Origin of the sequence: Kitasatospora sp. MAP12-44, from assembly GCF_029892095.1 — a bacterium.
GTDB lineage: Bacteria > Actinomycetota > Actinomycetes > Streptomycetales > Streptomycetaceae > Kitasatospora.
This window is the reverse complement of record NZ_JARZAE010000004.1, coordinates 5,856,225-5,875,766: the sequence shown is the minus strand read 5'-3', so window position 1 is coordinate 5,875,766 and position 19,542 is coordinate 5,856,225. Positions and strand designations below refer to the sequence as shown.

Below are 19,542 nucleotides of genomic sequence, written 5' to 3'. Positions count from 1 at the left end.
ATGACGGCCGTTCCCTCAGGACCCAACAACGTGCCCGACACACCCGACCCGCCGATACGTTCCACGCACCGAAGTGCAGTACTGGTATCAACCAACCGTGTGTGCCGAATAGTCAACGTTCCACCCATGAGCTGACCGTGCGAGACAGGTGCTCACAATCGGCCGTGTGCTCCTTAGAAAGGAGGTGATCCAGCCGCACCTTCCGGTACGGCTACCTTGTTACGACTTCGTCCCAATCGCTGGTCCCACCTTCGACGGCTCCTCCCCTTACGGGTTAGGCCACCGGCTTCGGGTGTTACCGACTTTCGTGACGTGACGGGCGGTGTGTACAAGGCCCGGGAACGTATTCACCGCAGCATGCTGATCTGCGATTACTAGCAACTCCAACTTCATGGGGTCGAGTTGCAGACCCCAATCCGAACTGAGGCCGGCTTTTTGGGATTCGCTCCGCCTCGCGGCATCGCAGCCCTTTGTACCGACCATTGTAGCACGTGTGCAGCCCAAGACATAAGGGGCATGATGATTTGACGTCGTCCCCACCTTCCTCCGAGTTGACCCCGGCAGTCTCCTGTGAGTCCCCATCACCCCGAAAGGCATGCTGGCAACACAGAACAAGGGTTGCGCTCGTTGCGGGACTTAACCCAACATCTCACGACACGAGCTGACGACAACCATGCACCACCTGTATACCGACCACAAGGGGGCGACCATCTCTGGCCGTTTCCGGCATATGTCAAGCCTTGGTAAGGTTCTTCGCGTTGCGTCGAATTAAGCCACATGCTCCGCTGCTTGTGCGGGCCCCCGTCAATTCCTTTGAGTTTTAGCCTTGCGGCCGTACTCCCCAGGCGGGGAACTTAATGCGTTAGCTGCGGCACCGACGACGTGGAATGTCGCCAACACCTAGTTCCCACCGTTTACGGCGTGGACTACCAGGGTATCTAATCCTGTTCGCTCCCCACGCTTTCGCTCCTCAGCGTCAGTAATGGCCCAGAGATCCGCCTTCGCCACCGGTGTTCCTCCTGATATCTGCGCATTTCACCGCTACACCAGGAATTCCGATCTCCCCTACCACACTCTAGCCTGCCCGTATCGAATGCAGACCCGGGGTTAAGCCCCGGGCTTTCACATCCGACGCGACAAGCCGCCTACGAGCTCTTTACGCCCAATAATTCCGGACAACGCTCGCACCCTACGTATTACCGCGGCTGCTGGCACGTAGTTAGCCGGTGCTTCTTCTGCAGGTACCGTCACTTGCGCTTCTTCCCTGCTGAAAGAGGTTTACGACCCGAAGGCCTTCATCCCTCACGCGGCGTCGCTGCATCAGGCTTTCGCCCATTGTGCAATATTCCCCACTGCTGCCTCCCGTAGGAGTCTGGGCCGTGTCTCAGTCCCAGTGTGGCCGGTCGCCCTCTCAGGCCGGCTACCCGTCGTCGCCTTGGTAGGCCATTACCCCACCAACAAGCTGATAGGCCGCGGGATCATCCTGCACCGCCGGAGCTTTCCACCCATCCCCATGCGAGGACAGGTCATATCCGGTATTAGACCTCGTTTCCAAGGCTTGTCCCAGAGTGCAGGGCAGATTTCCCACGTGTTACTCACCCGTTCGCCACTAATCCACCCGAAGGCTTCATCGTTCGACTTGCATGTGTTAAGCACGCCGCCAGCGTTCGTCCTGAGCCAGGATCAAACTCTCCGTGAATGTCTGTCGGTAATCCGACTCACACCCGCGTTGAGCGGCACGACAACCACCGGAATAGGGTGGTCACGTGCACTGCGTCCTCGCTGTGTATTACTTCAAAAGGAATCTCCAACCCCGATCCGAAGATCAAGGCCGGGGATGTCAACATATCTGGCGTTGACTTTTGGCACGCTGTTGAGTTCTCAAGGAACGGACACTTCCTTCAAGCCGCTCTCGCAAGCTCTCCGGGCGCTTCGTTCTGCGCTAAGCTTATCAGATCAGTTTCACTTCGTTTTACCGGAGTTTCGCTTTTCTGCTTTGCCCTTTGGCGCTTCCAAGACACTATCAGATTTCGATGAGCACCTTTTACCGCCGGCCGCATCCGGATATTCCTGCCGACCTGCCCGATTGGGCCGGTCAACGACGCGACCGTGGAACTCTACGTGCCGTCCGGCGCCACAGGCAAATCGGCTCCATGACATGCCTTGGGCCCGGTCCCGCGGGCCTCCTGGAAGGAGGACAGCGGGCACCGGGCCCAAGAACAACGACTCAGCGGACCTCGGTGATCTCCGGGCCGCGCGCGAACGGGCTCAGCGTCGCGTCACCGAATCGCGAGGCCTCGGCCTCGGGGGTGCCCACGCCGCCGTCCGCCACCATCTGGGCGTCCTCCGGCAGCTTGAGCACGATCGGGTCGCGCGGAGCCATCGGAGTCTCGCCCCGGACCACCACGGTCTGCCGGAAGACCTGCTCCAGCACGCTCGCGGACTCCGGCTGGACGGCTGCCTGACCGGAGATGACGCCGCGCAGGAACCAGCGCGGGCCGTCGCAGCCGACGAAGCGCACCAGCTGCACCCCGTGCGTGCCGTCCGGCAGCTGGACCGGGACCTGAGCGCGGAGGTGCCAGCCCAGCGGGCCCTCCTCCTCCTCGACCAGCCCGCCCTGCGAGGTGATGCCGCCGGCGATCTCCTCACGGACCTCGCCCCAGATGCCCTCGGACTTGGGCGCTGCAAAGGCCTGCAGCTGAATGGCGCTGTTACCGAGCACCAGGGTGGCGGCCACGATGGCGTCGCCGGCCACCTCCACCCGGAGCTCCATGCCCTCGACACCCGGAACGAGCAGACCGCCGAGGTCGACTCGGCCTTCCTCGGGGTTCTCCAGCTCGGAGTGGTCCCACGGACCGTCCGGGCGCGGGGCCGGCGGCAGCCCGACGCGGTCGGCCGGGTCCTCCTCCAGCTCCTCGGCGGCGTCGGTCAGCTCGCTCTCGGAGTCGGCGAAACCTTCGACGTCATCGGCCGTCTCGTCGGCGCTGATGGCGTCCTCGGAGAGCGGCTCGACAGCGTCCTCGCTCTTATGGCGACGACGGAACACGGTCACTGTCCTTCCCGGTCCAAGACCGAAGCGAATACCTGCGCGGCCGCCGCATGCTAAACCGCGGCATGGCCACCGGTCGACCCGAACCCGCCTTCGGCTCGTGCAGACCCGGGCAGTTCGGCCACCTCGTGGAAGCGGGCCTTCTCGACCTGCTGGATCACCAGCTGAGCGATACGGTCCCCACGGCGGAAGCTGACCCGCTCACGCGGGTCCAGGTTGACGACGATCACCTTGATCTCACCACGGTACCCGGCATCGACCGTCCCTGGGGCGTTCACGAGCGCAACTCCGCAACGAGCTGCCAGTCCTGAGCGCGGGTGGACGAACGCGGCGTAACCGTCCGGCAACGCGATGGCGACACCGGTCGGGATGACGGTCCGCTCACCCGGTTCGAGGTCCGCGTCGACGGCGGCGCAGAGATCTGCTCCGGCATCCCCCGGCTGGGCGTACGCCGGCAGCGGGAGTTCAGGGTCCAGTCGCCGGATCAGGACGTCGACCGGGGGACGGGCGGTGGTGCTCACGGATTCACCTCGAAGGCTCTGGCTCTCTTGAACAGGTCAGGGTCGTCCAGGGCTGCCTTGATGTCCTCGGACCGACCGTGCGTGGTGAAGTGTTCCAGCTTCACCTGGATGAAGAGTGCCTGCGCCCGGATCGCTATCGGTCCTGAGGGGCCGCCGATCCGGCCCTCGGCCGCACAGTAGAGCTTCCGTCCGTGCACGCCGGTCGCCCAGGCACGGATGTGCAGCAGCGAGTCGACCGGCACCGGCCGGACGAAGTCGGTCTCCAGCCGCCCGGTGACGGAGGCCAGGTGCAGGATCCAGTTGAGTGAGCCGAGCGTCTCGTCCATGGCGCTGACCAGGATCCCGCCGTGAGCGAGGCCGGGGCCGCCCTGGTGGACCGCCTTGACCACGAACTCCGCGGTGACGTCCACTCCTTGGCCCGCCCTGACCTTCAGCTGCAGGCCGCCGCTCTGCTGCGGTCCGCAGCCGAAGCAGTGCATGTAGTGCGAGCCCAGCAGGGTGCCGGGAGCCGGGGCCTCGGCGTGCCGCACCGGCGGCTCGGCGTCGTCCGGCGGGGTGGTCGGTGCGCGGTAGCCGGTCGGCGGGAGCGGCTGCGAGAACGGCTGCGGGGAGTGCTCGGCGGGCGCGGCAGAGCCCTGCGGAGCAGGCGAGGATGCAATGGGTCCGGTCACGGGGCCCGACCCTACCGGCGGGTAGTAAACGGTGCACCGGCCGCCCACTGCGGGTGACCCGGGGGGCTGCGCCGAGCCGTGAATGAAGCGTGCTCACAATGGGGGCATGTACGACGAACGCCTCACCGCGCCCCGCTCCTGGTGGCTGCTGCCGGTCGCCACCGGCCTCTCGTTCGGTCTGATCCTGCTGCGCTTCGGCTCGATGCCCGGGCTGATCGGCCTGGTCGCGGGCATCGTCGCGGGCTCGATGGGGCTCAGCAGCTACGGCTCGGCCCGGATCCGGGTGGTGCAGGGCTCGCTGGTGGCCGGCAAGGCCAGGATCCCGCTCTCCGCCCTGGGCCGCACGCAACCGCTGGACCCGGCGGAGACGGTGGCCTGGCGCTCGGTGAAGGCCGACCCGCGGGCCTTCATGCTGCTGCGCAGCTATGTCCGGACGGCGCTGCGGGTGGAGGTCACCGACCCCGCGGACCCGACGCCGTACCTCTATCTGTCCACCCGGGACCCGGAGGGCCTAGCGGCCGCGATCGGCAAGGCCAAGGACGCGAAGGACGAGAACGCCAAGGCCAAGGACGCGAAGGACGAGAACGCCAAGGCCAAGGCCGCGAAGGATGAGGACGCCGAAGCCCAGGGCTGAGCCGCGGCAGCGGCGGGAAAAGGTGAAGGGACGGTTCCGCGTAGCGGGACCGTCCCTTTCCTCTGTCTGCGCCCGTATGTGCGACCGGCGTCAGCGGCGGCCGCGAGATCAGCCTCCGGGCCGGTTGCCCGGCCCGGACGGGGCGGTGTGCCGAGCCGGTGGCTGTGCCCTGCACAGTGGCCACCGGGCCCGGACCGTGGCTGCCCGATGCTCAGGCTCCGCAGTCCCGGCAGATCGGGTTGCCGTTCTTCTCGCTGTACAGCTGGCTGCGGTGGTGCACCAGGAAGCAGCTCATGCAGGTGAACTCGTCGGCCTGGCGCGGCAGCACCCTGACGGACAGTTCCTCGTTGGACAGATCAGCGCCGGGCAGTTCGAGGCCCTCCGCCGCATCGAACTCGTCGACGTCGACCGAGCTGGTCGACTTCTCGTTCCGACGCGCCTTCAGTTCCTCGATGCTGTCCTCGTTGAGGTCGTCATCGGTCTTGCGCGGGGTGTCGTAGTCCGTTGCCATGTTCGCTCTCCCCCTCTGGGTGTGTGCGGTATCTCCAGCGCACGTAACGCATGAGGGGCCGGTGTTGTGCCCGACCCGAGGCCGAGATTGTGCCTTACTTCAAGCCCTGTTACTCAATCGACACTCAGCAGCGGGCTCGACCGGGTGATCGAACCGCCCTTCGAGGGGCTTGCGCAGTGTTGCCGCCGAGGCTCGGCAGCCCGTCCGCTTCGAATACGGAAGGTGATGGTACGCCTCACCGGGCCCGTTCGCCAGAGTTTCTCGGCGCAGGTGGGGGCCCGGTTGGCGATCAGCCCGAGCGGAGCGCGCGCCACCGGATACGACTACGCTCCGCAATGATCAGCGCGGGGCCGATGATCACTCTGAGAGATCATCCGAAAGGGTAAGGCCGCCGGATGTGACGTTCGTCACCTTGCGGTATTTTTCGGGCGAAACTGCTGCAACCGGCCCCCGACCGAGACCCGTGGAGGCTACTTCTTGGCCGCGTTGGCAGCCCGTCGAGCCAGCAGCGCAGCCTGCCGCTCGTCGAAGCGGGTGGCCTGGGTGTCCAGTCCGTCCAGGAAGAGGCCGAGCTCCTGCTGGGCCTGCAGACCGGCCGGGCCAAGGCCGCCGATCTCCATCACCTTGAGGTGGCGCAGCACCGGCTGCAGCACGTCATCGTGGTGGATCCGCAGGTTGTAGATGCCGCCGATGGCGATCTGGGCGGCCGAGCGCTCGAAACCGGGCATGCCGTGCCCGGGCATCCGGAAGTCCGTGACGACGTCACGGACGGCCTGCATGGCCAGGTCCGGGGCGATCTCCAGGGCGGCCTTGAGCAGGTTGCGGTAGAAGACCATGTGCAGGTTCTCGTCGTTGGCGATCTTCGCCAGCAGCTGCTCGCAGAGCGGGTCGCCGGCGAAGTGGCCGGTGTTGCGGTGCGAGATCCGGGTGGCGAGCTCCTGGAAGGCGACGTAGGCCACCGAGTGCAGCATGCTGTGCGAGTTGTCGGACTGGAAGCCCTCCGCCATGTGCTCCATCCGGGCCCGCTCCAGGGCCACCGGGTCCACCGCGCGGGTCGCCAGCAGGTAGTCCCGCAGTGCGATGCCGTGCCGGCCCTCCTCGGCCGTCCAGCGGTGCACCCAGGTCCCCCAGGCGCCCTCACGGCCGAACATGGTGGCGATCTCGTGGTGGTAGCTGGGGAGGTTGTCCTCGGTCAGCAGGTTGACCACCAGGGCGATCCGGCCGAGCGGGGTGACCTTGGACTGCTCGAGCGACCAGGCCTCGCCGCCGAGTACCCCGTCGAAGTCCCGCCCCTGGCTCCACGGGATGTACTCGTGGGGCATCCATTCCTTCGCTATGGCGAGGTGGCGGTTGAGCTCGGTCTCGACCACCTCTTCGAGGGCGAGGATCAGCCGGGCATCGGTCCAGGCGGTCGAACCGGTGCGCTGGGCGGGTGCGATGGTCACGACGGTGGCTCCTGAGGGGACGGGACACTTACGGATGCGTAGGTTACGCCACCGTAAGTTGTTCGGACCGCCGATGGCAAGTGCCCTGGCCAGCCCCTTCGTACTTTCGAACGGCTCACCCGGGCCGGACCGGACCGGCCGCGGATACGGCAAAGCCGGGCAGCGGGCCCCAGAGGGCCGCTGCCCGGCTTTCGGTCGCTCTCAGACGCCCGGGATCCGTACCCGCATGGTCAGCCCGCCACCCGGGCGGGTGGCCGCCTCGATGGCGCCGCCGTGCGCCCGGACCACCGAGCGGACGATCGACAGGCCCAGGCCCACGCCCTTGTCGCTGCGGGTCCGGTCGGCCCCCTTGACCCGGCGGAACGGTTCGAAGATGTGCTCCAGCTCGTAGCCGGGGACCACCGGGCCGGTGTTGCTGACCACCAGCTCGCCCAGGCCGCCCGGGCCCACCCTGGTGGTGATCTCCACCCAGCCGTCGGCCAGGTTGTAGCGCACCGCGTTCTGCAGCAGGTTCAGCGCGATCCGCTCCAGCAGCACGCCGTTGCCCAGCACCGGGGCCGGCGTGAGCGAGGTGCGGATCTCCACCTCGCGCTTGGCCGCCTCCGGCCGGAGCTGCTCGATCGCGCGGACGGCGACCTCGGACAGTTCGACCGGTCTGCGGTCGGTCAGCTCGTTGTCGCTGCGGGCCAGCAGCAGCAGGCCCTCCACCAGCTGCTCGCTGCGCTCGTTGGTGGCCAGCAGGGTCTTGCCCAGCTGCTGCAGGTCGGCGGAGGTGTTCGGGTCCGAGAGTTGCACCTCCAGCAGCGTCCGGTTGATCGCCAGTGGGGTGCGCAGCTCGTGCGAGGCGTTGGCCACGAAGCGGCGTTGGGAGTCGAAGGAGCGGTCCAGCCGATCGAGCATCCCGTCGAAGGTGTCGGCGAGCTCCTTGAGCTCGTCGTCCGGGCCGTCCAGCTCGATCCGCCGGTGCAGGTCGGAGCTGGCCACCTCGCGCGCGGTGCGGGTGATCCGCCCCAGCGGGCGCAGCACCCGGCCGGCCATCGCGTAGCCCGCGACGAAGGCGATCACAGCCAGCACCACCAGCATCGTGAGCGACTTGCGCAGCAGGGTGTCGAGCGCGGTGTGGGCCTGCGCGATCTGGCTGCTGTCGATGTAGGCATTGAGCTGGGGACCGGTGAGCAGCTGCCCGTCGGGGGTGCGCACCACCACGTCAGGGCTGAGGGTGATCTTGGGGAGCTGGACCTGCTCGAACGCCTGCCGGACGAAGAAGTACATCAGCAGCAGCAGCAGGACCCCGGCCATCAGGAACATCCCGCCGTAGAGCAGCGTGAGCCGGATCCTGATCGTCGGACGGAACGGAAGCCAGCTCAGCCCGTCGCCCGGCCGGTACTGCTCGCGCTGCGGCTGGCCGGCCGGCTGCGGCGGGTGGTCGGGCCGCGGCGGCACCGTGCGGGAGCCGCCATTGGGCCCGCCGATCGAGGACGGGGTGGTCATGGGTGTCGTCCCCTTGCGTGGAGAGAGAGGTTGGGAGGTCAGATCCGGTAGCCGGAGCCCGGGACGGTGACGATGACAGCCGGGTCGCCGAGCTTGCGGCGCAGGGTCATCACGGTCACCCGCACCACGTTGGTGAACGGATCGGTGTGCTCGTCCCAGGCCTTTTCCAGCAGCTGCTCGGCGGAGACCACGGCCCCGCCGGCCCGCATCAGGACCTCCAGGACGGCGAACTCCTTGGGCGCGAGCTGGACGGGCCTGCCGTCGCGCAGGACCTCGCGGCGGCCGGGATCGAGCGAGATGCCGGCGCGTTCCAGGATCGGGGGCAGCGGAGTGGTCGAGCGGCGGCCCAACGCGCGGACCCGGGCGACGAGTTCGCTGAAGGCGAACGGCTTCGGCAGATAGTCGTCCGCGCCGATCTCCAGCCCCTCCACCCGGTCGCTGATGTCACCGGAGGCGGTCAGCATGATCACCCGGGTGGCCAGCCCCTGCTCCACCACGCTGCGGCAGACGTCGTCGCCGTGCACCAGCGGCAGGTCGCGGTCGAGCACCACGACGTCGTAGTCGTTGACCGCGATGCGCTGCAGCGCGGCCTCGCCGTCGTACACCACGTCGACCGCCATGGCCTCACGGCGCAGGCCGGTGGCGACGGCTTCGGCGAGCAACTGCTCGTCCTCGACGACAAGTACCCGCACAGCGGTTTCCCTTCTCTGGTGCGCGGGCGGGCGGGGACCCGGAGGTCCCGCTGCTCGGGCCTGCGACTCCGACGGTGCCTCCATCCTGCCTGGTACCGGGGTAAAGCACCGGTAAGGCGGCTGCGGGCGGTCCGGGCACCAGGGGGCGGATTGTGACAAAGGCAACTTTCCCGTCTTCGGGAGGTTTCCCGGCACGCTGGCTGGGGAGGACGATTGCACACCCGCGATCACGCCGTACGTCGATCGCACCCACCCGCCGCGCGTTTCATCCGCACCGGTCGGGGGATCGCACGTTCACGGAGCGGCCAGCGGCCGCAGCAGCGTCGGCACCGGAGCCACAACCGGTCGGGCGCGACCGATGGAACACCGCACCTCCCCGCCGGAGAACGCTCGACCGCGCACGTCCGACACAGCAAGGGGGCCTGCCGCATGGACGCCTTCACCGCCGGAATTCTGCAGCGTATTCAGAACGCCGAGCAGGATCTGCACCGCGCTCTTGAGTCGGGGGACGAGTTCCTCGCCGAAGTTGAGCAGTCCGAGATCGACGACCTGCGCCGTCTCGCCGCCGACCACGGCGTCGACCTGGTGCTCGCTCTGCCCCGCAGCGCCTGACCCGACACCCCGGACCTGGTCCCACAGCCTCCGGGTCCCGATCCGCTCCCCCCGCCCGGGCCGTCCCGACCGGCCCCTGACATCTTCCTAGCCCCGGCGCAGCCACTGCGCCGGGGCTAGGCCCGTTCCTCAGGTCAGCTGAGGCCGTCGTGCCAGGCGCCGAGCGCCTCGAGCCGCTCCTGCAGCGGCTCGAAGACGCCGGGCGGCGCCGCGACGGTGAGTTCGCCGGAGGGCGCCGCACCCGGGCGCCCGCCGGTCAGCGCGCCCGCCTCGCGGGCGATCAGCGCACCGGCGGCGTGGTCCCACGGGGCCAGGCCGCGCTCGTAGTAGCCGTCCAGGCGGCCGGCGGCGACGTCGCAGAGGTCGACCGCGGCCGCGCCGCCGCGCCGGATGTCCCGCAGCTCGGACATCAACTGCCGCAGTACGTCGGCCTGGTGCACGCGGGCCGACTGCACGTAGTTGAAGCCGGTGCCGATCAGCGCCTGGCCCCACGGCGCCGGCGGGCGGCAGTTGATCGGGCGGTCGTCCAGCAGTGCGCCGCGGCCCAGCACGGCCTGGAAGGTCTCGCCCCGGGCCGGCGCCGCGACCACCCCGACCACCACCTGGCCGTCCAGCTCGGCGGCCACGCTGACCGCCCACCCGGGCAGGCCGTAGAGGTAGTTGACCGTTCCATCAAGCGGGTCGACCACCCAGCGCACCCCGCTGCTGCCCGGCCGCTCGGTGCCCTCCTCACCCAGGTAGCCGTCCAGCGGGCGGCGGGCGGCGATCAGCTCCACGATCAGCTTCTCGGAGGCGAGGTCCATCTCGGTGACGACGTCGACCGGGCTGCTCTTGGTGGCGGCCACCCCGAGGTCGGCCGGGCGGCCGTCGCGCAGCAGTTCGCCGGCTTGCCGAGCGGCGTCCAGGGCGACGGCGAGCAGCTCGTCGAGCAGGGCTTGATCGGGCACGGGGGTCCTCCGGGTCTGATGGCGGGCCACTGACGCTTCCTTGACGACTCGTCAGGAGGACTGCGCCGCAGCGGACTTGGGGGCTCGCGGGTTAGGGCAGCAGGTGGCCGCGCAGAGGTCGTGGCTCGGGCCGAGCAGGCCGAGCGCGCAGCGCCGCACCGGCTCGCCGCGCTCGACAGCCGCACGCTCCAGGACGAGCTCGCGCACCGCCGCGGTGAACCGCGGGTCGGCCCCGACCGTCGCGGCACGGGCCACCGGCAGGCCCAGCTCGGCGGCCTTGGCCCGGGCCTCGGTGTCGAGGTCGTACTTGACCTCCATGTGGTCCGAGACGAAGCCGATCGGGATCATCACCGCGGACGCCGCGCCGCCGGCCTGCAGCGCTTCCAGGTGGTCGCAGATGTCGGGCTCCAGCCACGGGATGTGCGGCGCCCCGCTGCGGCTCTGGTAGACCAGCTCCCAGGGCCGGTCGGCGACGCCGGTGGCCTCGGCCACCGCCTCGGCTACCAGCCGGGCGACCTCCAGGTGCTGCGCGACATAGGCGCCGCCGGGCGTACCGCGGGCCGGGTCGTCCGGGGCGCCGGAGCTCTCGGCCATCGAGAGCGGGATGGAGTGGGTGGTGAAGGCCAGCTGCGCGCGGTCGCGCACGGCGGCGGGCAGCTCGGCCAGCGCGGCGAGGGTGGCCTCGACCATCGGGCCGACGAAGCCGGGGTGGTTGTAGAAGTGCCGCAGCTTGTCGACCCGCAGCTCCGGCAGCCCCTCGGCGGCCAGCTGGGCCAGCGCGTCGGCGAGGTTCTCGCGGTACTGGCGGCAACCCGAGTAGCCCGCGTAGGCGCTGGTGGCCAGGACGGCGATCCGGCGGTGGCCGTCGGCCGCGATCTCCCGCAGGGTGTCGACCAGGTAGGGGGCCCAGTTCCGGTTGCCCCAGTAGAGCGGCAGCCGCAGGCCGTGCTCGGCGAAGTCCTTGCGCAGCGCGGCGAGCAGCTCGCGGTTCTGCTCGTTGATCGGACTGACGCCGCCGAACAGGAAGTAGTGCTTGCCGACCTCCGCCAGCCGTTCCTTCGGGATGCCCCGGCCGCGGGTGACGTTCTCCAGGAACGGCACCACGTCCTCGGGCGCCTCCGGGCCGCCGAAGGAGAGCAGCAGCAGGGCGTCGTAGGGGGTGGGGTCGGTGAGGGTCTGCGCGTCGGACATGGCACCGATCCTGCCACTGCGCACACGGCCGGTGCGGGGCGGGCCACGCGGGTCGGCGCAGGGCAACTGGTTTGCCAAGCTTCGTAAGCTATGAAGAGGACCGACATTCCTTACCACCCGGAGCCACTGTGCTGTCCAGCTACCGTCAGATATTCGCTGCGCCGGGCAGTCTGGCCTTCTCCGCCACCGGCTTCGTCTCGCGACTGCCGATCTCGATGACCGGCATCGGCATCGTGACCATGCTGGCCGAACTGCGTGGCTCCTACGGACTGGCGGGCGCGATCTCGGCGACCGTGGCGGTGTCCGCCGCCGCGCTCGGCCCGCAGGTCTCGCGGCTGGCGGACCGGCTCGGGCAGCGCCGGGTCGCGCGACCGGCCACCGTGCTGACGGTGCTGGCGGCGATCGCCATGCTGCTCTGCGCGCATTTCGGCGCACCGGACTGGACGCTCTTCGTCAGCGCCGCCGGGATGGGCTGCATGCCGAGCACCGGCGCGATGGTGCGGGCCCGCTGGGCCCACCTCTACCGCGAGGAGCCCGACCGACTGCACACCGCGTACTCGCTGGAGGCGGTGGTCGACGAGACCTGCTTCATCGTGGGGCCGATCCTGGCGATCGGGCTGGCCACCTCGGTCTTCCCCGAGGCCGGACTGCTGCTGGCGGTGGTCTTCCTGGCCGTCGGGGTGGCGCTCTTCACCGCACAGCGCAGCACCGAACCACCGGTGCACCACGAGGCCCACCAGGCGAGCGGCTCGGCGATCCGCTCCACCGGGCTGCGGGTGCTGGTGCTGACCTTCGTGGCGACCGGTGCGATCTTCGGCTCGGTCGAGGTGGTCACCGTCGCCTTCGCCCAGGAGCAGGGGCACACCTCCCTCTCCAGCCTGGTGCTGGCCGTCTACGCACTCGGCTCGGCCCTGGCCGGACTGGTCTTCGGGACGCTGAAACTGCCCGGCACGCTCGGCCAGCGGTTCCTGGCCGGGGTCTCGGTGATGGCGGTCAGCATGGTGCCGCTGGTCCTGGTCGCCGCCTTCTGTACGGGAGTGGCCGGGCTGGCGGCGCTGGGCGGCGCGCTCTTCGTGGCCGGGCTCTCGATCTCCCCGACCTTGATCTCGGCGATGGGCCTGGTGGAGCGGCTGGTACCGGCCGCGCAGCTGACCGAGGGGATGAGCTGGACGACGACCGGGCTCGCGCTGGGCGTGGCGCTCGGCTCCTCGCTGGCCGGCGTGGTGGTGGACCACGCGGGCGCTCCCACCGCCTACTGGGTCCCGGTGGCCGGGGCGGTCTTCGCCGCGCTCACCGCCCTGGCGGGCGGCCGGTGGCTGCGCACGGGCGCGGACGCGGCGGCCGACCAGGCCGTGCCGGTGGGGTGACGGTCGGTCCAAAGCGCAACGCAGGGGCATTTACCCGCGCCGGGCCGGTGGTTAGGCTCCCTACCCACTGGTAGCACCCGAAGCAGGAGGCCCCCGCATGCCCCCCACCGTGACCCCCGGCCGCTGGAGCAACTGGGCGGGCAACCAGAGTGCCGTTCCCAGCCGGGTGGTCGCTCCCACCTCGACCGACGAGCTGGCGGCGGTCGTCCGGCAGGCCGCCGAGGACGGGCGGACGGTCAAGGCGGTCGGCTCGGGGCACTCCTTCACCGCGATCGCCTCGGCCGGCGACGGCGTACTGGTGCGTCCGCACGGGCTGACCGCCGTGCGCGAACTGGACCGCGCGGCCGGCACCGTCACCGTGGAATCCGGACTGCCGCTGGCCCGGCTCAACCGGCTGCTGGAGGCCGAGGGCCTGTCGCTGACCAACATGGGCGACATCGAGGTGCAGACCGTGGCCGGCGCGACCAGCACCGGCACGCACGGCACCGGCCGCGACTCCGCCTCGCTCGCCGCGCAGCTGCAGGCGGTGGAGATCGTGCTCGCCGACGGCAGTGTCCACCACTGCTCGCCCACCGAGGAGCCCGAGCTGTTCCAGGGAGCCCGGCTGGGCCTGGGCGCGCTCGGCCTGGTCAGCGCGCTCACCTTCGCCGTCGAGCCGGCCTTCCTGCTGACCGCCCACGAGCAGCCGATGGGCTTCGAACAGGTGCTCGGCGACTTCGAGGAGCTGACCGCGGTCAATGAGCACTTCGAGTTCTACTGGTTCCCGCACACCGACCGCTGCAGCACCAAGCGCAACAACCGCAGCCAGGGGCCCGCGGCGCCGCTACCCAGGTTCAAGGCCTGGCTGGACGACGACTTCCTCTCCAACACCGTTTGGGAGGGCGCCTGCCGGGTCGGCCGGGCGCTGCCCGCGAGCATCCCGACGATCGCCGCGCTCGCCAGCCGGGCCTGGTCGGAGCGGACCTACACCGACCTCGCCTACCGGGTGTTCACCAGCCCGCGCCGGGTCCGCTTCACCGAGATGGAGTACGCGGTGCCGCGCGAGGCGGCCACCACCGTGCTGCGCGAACTCAAGGCGCTGGTCGAGCGGTCCCGCTGGCGGATCAGCTTCCCGGTGGAGGTGCGCACGGCGCCGGCCGACGACCTGTGGCTCTCCACCGCGAGCGGCCGGGACAGCGTCTACATAGCTGTCCACCTCTACCGGGGCACCAGCGAGCCGGGCTACTTCACCGCCGTCGAGCAGCTGATGACCGCGCACCAGGGCCGTCCGCACTGGGGCAAGCTGCACACCCGGGACGCCGAGTACCTGGCGGGCGTCTATCCGCACTTCGCCGACTTCACCGCCCTGCGCGACCGGGTCGACCCGGACCGCCGGTTCGCCAACGACTATCTGCGGCGGGTGCTCGGCGGGTAGCTAGCCCGCTTACGGGGACGGCGTACCGGACGGCGCTGCGGCGTCCGGGGGCGGTGCCTGCTGCCCGGTGGCGGAGTGGGTGGGCGAGGACGGCGGCGGGCTCGGGGAGTCGCTCGCGGTCGCCGGCGCGCTCGCGGAGCCGCTGGGCGAGGCGCTGGGCGAGCTGCCGGCCGAGGCCGAGGCACCGGGGGAGGGAGTCGAGGACGGCGAGGCCGGCGCCGAGGCGCTCCCCGAGGAGCGCGGCGAGGCCGGGGTGCTCGGGCTCCGGTCCCCGCCCGACGGCGGCGCGGGGGCCCGGTCCGGCCGGTGGCCGCCGCCGGGGAAGATCGAGGTGCCTGCGCCGTCCTGCCCGGTGGTGATCGCGTGCATGTTCTTGCCCCAGGCGAGCTCGACTCCCACGATCGGCACCATCGCCACCGCGAAGACCAGCCCGGAGAGGGCCGCGTAGGTCTTCCAGGTGCGGCGCCCGCGAGCCTTGAGCACCGGGGAGTCGCTCCACTCGGAACTCGGCCCGCTCGGCCCGGCCTGCGCGGCCTGCCCGGTGGGCAGCCAGGCGGCCGGCAGCGGCGCGGTGTCCCGCAGCGGCACCTGCTGCAGCCCGTTGACGCTCGGCCCGGAGCCCCGCTCGGTGACCTCCCGCAGCTGCTCGCCAGTGCGCCGGAAGACGTGATGGAAGACCGCTCCCCCGGTGGTCGCACCGACGCTGACCACCGCCGCGCCGATGATCGTGCCGTAGACCCCGAGCTCGGAGGCGAGCACCGCGCCGACCACCGCGGCGAGCGCGCTGGCCGCGACCTGGGCGACGCTGAGGTCGATCCGCCGCCCGCCGGGTGCGGCAGCCTCGGCCTCGGCCTGCTCCTCGGCGACCGCCCGCCCGTTCCGCTGCGGCATCAGCGTCCCTCCCGCAATGTCTCGCTAGGCTCGTCCATCAATCCGATAAGTCCACCCATCTTGCACAAAGAAGGACACACAGGTCGAAAATCCACCACTCTGCAGTCGATATATGTGAAGATGATCACCGTCAACTGATCGGCGGTCCGCCATCGGAGTCCCCGAGCTTGAGATTCCCGTGAATCGCGGGAGACTTGAGCGGCGAGCCGCCCCTGCGGATGCCACGAATGGAGTACTGTTCGTGGAGCCTGAGCCCTCGGTCACGCTCTCGACTGCCCGTCAACACGGCAGGACGGACTACTCCAAGGCCCGGCACGCACGGCGGCGCTCGACTCGAACCGTCGCTCCACATCCACGTGCGGGGAACGGCCGGGTGCCAGGGCGCAGCGTCACACGACGCGGCAAACAGGCAACCGTGCCACAGCGGTGTGACCGGGCGGAAGTCCGACACACCGGAGAACTCTGCAAGGTTGTGGCAAGTCGCCAGTGGGCAGGCCACACTCAGTACGGGAGCAGCGACGCAGGTGACGTCGGCAGGCACCACCCGGGAGGTAACCGTGCCCGAACTGCGCGTCGTGGCTGTCAGCAATGACGGCACACGGCTGGTCCTCAAGGCTGCCGACAGCACGGAGTTCACCCTCCCCATCGACGAGCGGCTGCGCGCCGCTGTCCGCGGTGACCGCCCGCGCCTCGGCCAGATCGAGATCGAGGTGGAGAGCCACCTCCGCCCCCGCGACATCCAGGCGCGGATACGAGCCGGTGCCTCCGCTGAGGAGGTCGCCCAGGCCGCGGGGATCTCGGTGGACCGAGTCCGCCGCTTCGAGGGTCCGGTGCTCGCCGAGCGCGCCTTCATGGCCGAGCGCGCCCGCAAGACCCCGATCCGCCGGCACGGCGAGAGCACCGGTCCCCAGCTGGGCGAGGCCGTGGCCGAGCGGCTGGTGCTGCGCGGTGCCGAGAAGGACAGCGAGCGCTGGGACTCCTGGCGGCGCGACGACGGCACCTGGGAGGTCGTCCTCGGCTACCGCTCGGACGGCGAGGGCCGTTCGGCGAGCTGGACGTACGACCCGCCCCGGCGGCTGGTCCAGCCGATCGACGACGAGGCCCGCGCGCTGATCGGCGAGCACGTCGAGCGCGAGGAGGACTCGGTCTTCCCGTTCATCCCGCGGATCGCCCGGCTGCCCCAGGACCGCCCGATGCGCCCGATGATCGAGCGCCCTTCGGCGGACCGGATCATGTCCCCGCCGCCCGAGCGGATCTCGGCCCGCGAGGCGGCGGCCACCGCCGCCACCGCCGAGGCCCGGGAGTCGCTGACCAGCCTGCTGGACGTGGTTCCGGCCTTCCGCGACCACCTCGCGGTCGGACCGGCGGTGATCGAGCCCACGCCCGTCGAGGAGAGCCCGGTGGTCGAGGAGCCGGCCGCCGCGGCGCCGGCCATCGGCGCGGGTTCGGCGTACGCGGACATCCTGATGCCCCGGGCGGTCGCACCGCACCGGGAGCGGCTGGTCGGCACCACCGACCGGCAGGCCGAGGCGGACGGTGTGCGCCCCGGTCGTCGGGCGACCGTCCCCAGCTGGGACGAGATCGTCTTCGGCAGCCGCCGCAAGAAGCAGGAGTAGGAAGAGAAGTGCACGAAGGGGAGGGGCCCACTGGGTCCCTCCCCTTCGCTGTTCAGCCCCGCTCGGCGCCGGTGGCGACCGGGCGGGACGGGTCGCGGGACCACTCGCTCCATGAGCCCGGGTAGAGCGAGGCCTGACGGCCGGCCAGCTCCAGCGCGAGCGCCTGGTGGGCGGCCGTCACGCCCGAGCCGCAGTAGACGCCGACCGCCTGCCCCTCCGCGCCCAGCGCGCGGAAGCGCTCGACCAGCTCGGCGACCGGCTTGAAGCGGCCGTCCGGGCCGACATTGTCGAAGGTCGGCGCGCTGACCGCGCCCGGGATGTGCCCGGCCTGCGGGTCGACCGGCTCGGTCTCGCCGCGGTAGCGCTCGCCCGCCCGCGCGTCCAGCAGCAGGCCGCCACGGGCGAGTTCGGCCGCCTGGTCGGCGTCCAGCGTCGGCAGCTGCCCGGGGACCGGCTTGAAGTCGCCCTCCGCCGGGGCCGGCACCTCGGTGGTCTGCGGCTGCCCGGCCGCCTGCCAGGCGGCGAGCCCGCCGTCCAGCACCCGGACGTCGCCGTGGCCGGCCCAGCGCAGCAGCCACCAGGCCCGGGCGGCCGAGGTGGCCGGGCCCGCGTCGTAGACCACCACCGGACGGTCGGCCGAGACGCCCGCCCGGCGCAGCGCGGCGCCCAGCAGCTCGGGGTCGGGCAGCGGGTGGCGCCCGGCCGCGCTCGGCGGGGCGGCCAAGTCCTGGTCCATGTCCAGGTAGTGGGCGCCGGTCAGGTGGCCGGCCGCGTAGTCCGCGGCCCCGGGCGTGCCGCCCAGCTGGTAGCGGATGTCCAGCAGCACCGGCGGCCGCGGCCCGGCCAGCGCCGTCGCCAGCTCCTCGACGGAGATCAACGGAGAAGTCTTGTCCATGGCTGCCATTGTGCTGCCTGCCGCGGTCACCGGTGGGCGGCAACCGCTCTTTGTACGGTCTTTGCCGTGGCGTCAGCGTCGAACTGCGGCGTGTCGCGCACCGGGAGTGGGAGCATCTGGGGCTGGGGCCGGAGCCGCCGGGCCAAGTGCCCCCGAGGAGGCGTGCGATGACTGCGGTGAAGGTCCGGGTGGCTCACGGCACACCCTGCTGGGTGAGCCTGCTGGTCCATGACCTGGACGGTGCCAAGGCCTTCTACGGTCCGCTGCTGGGCTGGAGCTTCACGCCGGGGCCCACCGAGCTGGGCTGCTACGTCCGGGCCAGCCTGGGCGGGGCCAAGGTGGCCGGCATCGGGGTGGCGCCGCCCTCACTCGCGCTGCCCACCGAGTGGACCACCTACTTCGCGGTCGACAGCGCCGACGACGTCTCGCAGCGGGTGCGCGAGTGCGGCGGCACCGTGGCGGTCGGCCCGCTGCAGTCCGAGAACGCCGGGCGACTGGCCATCGCCGCGGATCTCTCCGGCGCCTTCTTCGGCCTCTGGGAGGGCCGCGAGCACCTCGGCTGGGAGGTGGTCGGCGAGCCCGGCGCGCCGGTCTGGAACGAGCTGGTGACCAATGACGAGCCGCTGGCCGCCGCCTTCTACGGCTCGGTGCTGGGCCGCGCGGTGGTCGAGGCGGAGCCGTCCGCGGTGGCCCGCGGCGACGAGGAGGCCACCCTCCAGGTGGACGGCCACCGGGTGGCCGGGATCCGGCAGACCGGCGACCTGCGGGACGGCCCGCCGCGCTGGCGGGTCTACTTCGCGGTCGCGGACGTCGATCTGACCGTGCATCAGGCGCTGCGGCTCGGCGGCAGCCTGCTGGTGGCGCCGTACGACACGCCGTACGGCCGGGTGGCCCGGCTGGCGGACCCGGAGGGCGGCCGGTTCTCGGTGGTGCGGCTTCCCTAGTGCCCCTCGAAGGGGAGCACGTCCGGGGAGAGGGCGGCCGCGCGGGCGGTGGCGGCGGTGAGGCGGCGCCGGTGATGGCGGCGGCAGAGCACCTCGTAGCCGACCTCGTCCTCGCTGACCGCGACGTCCCCGACCACCACCTGCGGGCCCTCGACCACCATCACGCCGCCCACCGTGCGGGCGTTGTGGGTGGCCCGGGCTCCGCACCAGCAGAGCGCCTCGACCTGCAGGATCTCCACCCGGTCGGCCAGCTCGACCAGCCGCTGAGAGCCGGGGAAGAGCCTGGTGCGGAAGTCGGTGGTGATGCCGAAGGTGAAGACATCGATGCCCAACTCGTCGACGACCCGGGCGAGCTGGTCGACCTGCTCGGCGGTGTAGAAGTTGGCCTCGTCGCAGATCAGATAGTCCACCCGGCCGCCCGCCGACAGCAGCTGCACCACGTAGAGGTGGAAATCGAAGCCCTCGGTCACCTCCACCGCCTCGGCCCGCAGGCCGAGCCGGCTGGAGATGGTGGAGGCACCGGCCCGGTCGTGGCGGGCGAAGATGATGCCCTGCCGGCCGCGGGCGGCGTGGTTGTGGTTCATCTGCAGCGCCAGGGTCGACTTGCCGCAGTCCATCGTGCCGGAGAAGAACACCAGGTCAGCCATCGGT

The 19,542-nt window shown here is 70.7% G+C and carries 18 protein-coding genes and 1 rRNA gene; 6 read left to right on the top strand and 13 right to left on the bottom strand.

Going from position 1 to position 19,542, the window contains the following annotated elements:
- Positions 1-177: 177 nt before the first annotated feature.
- The 4 genes from P3T34_RS27030 to P3T34_RS27015 form a co-directional block, all read right to left on the bottom strand.
- Positions 178-1,699, bottom strand: a 16S ribosomal RNA gene (locus P3T34_RS27030).
- Between the two features lie 528 nt (positions 1,700-2,227).
- Positions 2,228-3,052, bottom strand: coding sequence for a DUF3710 domain-containing protein (locus P3T34_RS27025; protein WP_280668634.1), 825 nt, complete (start codon positions 3,050-3,052; stop codon positions 2,228-2,230).
- 50 nt (positions 3,053-3,102) lie between these two features.
- Complete coding sequence (gene dut / locus P3T34_RS27020; RefSeq protein WP_280668633.1) at positions 3,103-3,570, bottom strand: dUTP diphosphatase; 468 nt, start codon at positions 3,568-3,570, stop codon at positions 3,103-3,105.
- Positions 3,567-4,100 carry a PaaI family thioesterase gene (locus P3T34_RS27015; protein WP_280672421.1) on the bottom strand — a complete coding sequence of 178 codons (534 nt, stop codon included), beginning with the start codon at positions 4,098-4,100 and terminating at the stop codon, positions 3,567-3,569. The genes dut and P3T34_RS27015 overlap by 4 nt, the downstream gene beginning before the upstream one ends.
- 247 nt (positions 4,101-4,347) lie before the next feature.
- Between P3T34_RS27015 and P3T34_RS27010 the strand changes: the two genes are divergently transcribed.
- A complete protein-coding gene (locus P3T34_RS27010; RefSeq protein ID WP_280668632.1) occupies positions 4,348-4,875 on the top strand; it encodes a DUF3093 domain-containing protein in 528 nt (175 codons plus the stop codon).
- A gap of 211 nt (positions 4,876-5,086) precedes the next feature.
- Here the strand turns inward: P3T34_RS27010 and P3T34_RS27005 are convergent, their stop codons facing one another.
- The 4 genes from P3T34_RS27005 to P3T34_RS26990 form a co-directional block, all read right to left on the bottom strand.
- Positions 5,087-5,386: a DUF4193 domain-containing protein gene (locus P3T34_RS27005; RefSeq protein ID WP_280668631.1), complete on the bottom strand. Its 300-nt coding sequence runs from the start codon at positions 5,384-5,386 to the stop codon at positions 5,087-5,089.
- A gap of 470 nt (positions 5,387-5,856) precedes the next feature.
- Positions 5,857-6,831 (bottom strand): acyl-ACP desaturase, encoded by a 975-nt coding sequence (locus P3T34_RS27000; protein WP_280668630.1) that lies wholly within the window; start codon positions 6,829-6,831, stop codon positions 5,857-5,859.
- Between the two features lie 201 nt (positions 6,832-7,032).
- On the bottom strand, positions 7,033-8,322 hold the full coding sequence (locus P3T34_RS26995; protein WP_280668629.1) for an ATP-binding protein: 1,290 nt from the start codon (positions 8,320-8,322) through the stop codon (positions 7,033-7,035).
- Positions 8,323-8,360: 38 nt separating this feature from the next.
- Positions 8,361-9,014: a response regulator transcription factor gene (locus P3T34_RS26990; protein ID WP_280668628.1), complete on the bottom strand. Its 654-nt coding sequence runs from the start codon at positions 9,012-9,014 to the stop codon at positions 8,361-8,363.
- A 429-nt stretch (positions 9,015-9,443) separates the two neighbouring features.
- Between P3T34_RS26990 and P3T34_RS26985 the strand changes: the two genes are divergently transcribed.
- The gene (locus P3T34_RS26985) at positions 9,444-9,626 is read left to right on the top strand and encodes a hypothetical protein (RefSeq protein WP_280668627.1); all 183 of its coding nucleotides are present in this window, start codon (positions 9,444-9,446) and stop codon (positions 9,624-9,626) included.
- 134 nt (positions 9,627-9,760) lie between these two features.
- On the opposite strand, the gene P3T34_RS26980 is transcribed toward P3T34_RS26985, so the two are convergent.
- Positions 9,761-10,573 (bottom strand): inositol monophosphatase family protein, encoded by an 813-nt coding sequence (locus P3T34_RS26980; protein ID WP_280668626.1) that lies wholly within the window; start codon positions 10,571-10,573, stop codon positions 9,761-9,763.
- Positions 10,574-10,624: 51 nt separating this feature from the next.
- Complete coding sequence (locus P3T34_RS26975) at positions 10,625-11,764, bottom strand: ferrochelatase (protein ID WP_280668625.1); 1,140 nt, start codon at positions 11,762-11,764, stop codon at positions 10,625-10,627.
- 128 nt (positions 11,765-11,892) lie between these two features.
- On the opposite strand from P3T34_RS26975, the gene P3T34_RS26970 reads away from it, so the two are divergent.
- Together P3T34_RS26970 and P3T34_RS26965 are read left to right on the top strand one after the other, a co-directional pair.
- Positions 11,893-13,131: an MFS transporter gene (locus P3T34_RS26970; protein WP_280668624.1), complete on the top strand. Its 1,239-nt coding sequence runs from the start codon at positions 11,893-11,895 to the stop codon at positions 13,129-13,131.
- A gap of 97 nt (positions 13,132-13,228) precedes the next feature.
- On the top strand, positions 13,229-14,545 hold the full coding sequence (locus P3T34_RS26965) for a D-arabinono-1,4-lactone oxidase (RefSeq protein WP_280668623.1): 1,317 nt from the start codon (positions 13,229-13,231) through the stop codon (positions 14,543-14,545).
- 9 nt (positions 14,546-14,554) lie between these two features.
- Here the strand turns inward: P3T34_RS26965 and P3T34_RS26960 are convergent, their stop codons facing one another.
- Positions 14,555-15,436, bottom strand: a complete 882-nt coding sequence (locus P3T34_RS26960; protein ID WP_280668622.1) for a hypothetical protein — start codon at positions 15,434-15,436, stop codon at positions 14,555-14,557.
- 524 nt (positions 15,437-15,960) lie between these two features.
- On the opposite strand from P3T34_RS26960, the gene sepH reads away from it, so the two are divergent.
- Positions 15,961-17,052 carry a septation protein SepH gene (gene sepH, locus P3T34_RS26955; protein WP_280668621.1) on the top strand — a complete coding sequence of 364 codons (1,092 nt, stop codon included), beginning with the start codon at positions 15,961-15,963 and terminating at the stop codon, positions 17,050-17,052.
- A 52-nt stretch (positions 17,053-17,104) separates the two neighbouring features.
- Here sepH and P3T34_RS26950 read toward each other — a convergent pair whose 3' ends face one another.
- Positions 17,105-17,947 carry a sulfurtransferase gene (locus P3T34_RS26950; RefSeq protein ID WP_280668620.1) on the bottom strand — a complete coding sequence of 281 codons (843 nt, stop codon included), beginning with the start codon at positions 17,945-17,947 and terminating at the stop codon, positions 17,105-17,107.
- Positions 17,948-18,114: 167 nt separating this feature from the next.
- Between P3T34_RS26950 and P3T34_RS26945 the strand changes: the two genes are divergently transcribed.
- Positions 18,115-18,891 (top strand): VOC family protein, encoded by a 777-nt coding sequence (locus P3T34_RS26945; RefSeq protein ID WP_280668619.1) that lies wholly within the window; start codon positions 18,115-18,117, stop codon positions 18,889-18,891.
- On the opposite strand, the gene P3T34_RS26940 is transcribed toward P3T34_RS26945, so the two are convergent.
- The gene (locus tag P3T34_RS26940; protein WP_280668618.1) at positions 18,888-19,538 is read right to left on the bottom strand and encodes a thymidine kinase; all 651 of its coding nucleotides are present in this window, start codon (positions 19,536-19,538) and stop codon (positions 18,888-18,890) included. The genes P3T34_RS26945 and P3T34_RS26940 overlap by 4 nt on opposite strands.
- Between the last annotated feature and the right edge of the window lie 4 nt (positions 19,539-19,542).

Coding starts and splice junctions, on each gene's coding strand:
- P3T34_RS26965 (WP_280668623.1), top strand. CDS start 13,229: ATGCCCCCCACCGTGACCCCCGGCCGCTGGAGCAACTGGGCGGGCAAC.
- P3T34_RS26975 (WP_280668625.1), bottom strand. CDS start 11,764: ATGTCCGACGCGCAGACCCTCACCGACCCCACCCCCTACGACGCCCTG.
- P3T34_RS26985 (WP_280668627.1), top strand. CDS start 9,444: ATGGACGCCTTCACCGCCGGAATTCTGCAGCGTATTCAGAACGCCGAG.
- P3T34_RS26995 (WP_280668629.1), bottom strand. CDS start 8,322: ATGACCACCCCGTCCTCGATCGGCGGGCCCAATGGCGGCTCCCGCACG.
- P3T34_RS27010 (WP_280668632.1), top strand. CDS start 4,348: ATGTACGACGAACGCCTCACCGCGCCCCGCTCCTGGTGGCTGCTGCCG.
- P3T34_RS26950 (WP_280668620.1), bottom strand. CDS start 17,947: ATGGACAAGACTTCTCCGTTGATCTCCGTCGAGGAGCTGGCGACGGCG.
- P3T34_RS26940 (WP_280668618.1), bottom strand. CDS start 19,538: ATGGCTGACCTGGTGTTCTTCTCCGGCACGATGGACTGCGGCAAGTCG.
- P3T34_RS27005 (WP_280668631.1), bottom strand. CDS start 5,386: ATGGCAACGGACTACGACACCCCGCGCAAGACCGATGACGACCTCAAC.
- P3T34_RS26945 (WP_280668619.1), top strand. CDS start 18,115: ATGACTGCGGTGAAGGTCCGGGTGGCTCACGGCACACCCTGCTGGGTG.
- P3T34_RS26960 (WP_280668622.1), bottom strand. CDS start 15,436: ATGCCGCAGCGGAACGGGCGGGCGGTCGCCGAGGAGCAGGCCGAGGCC.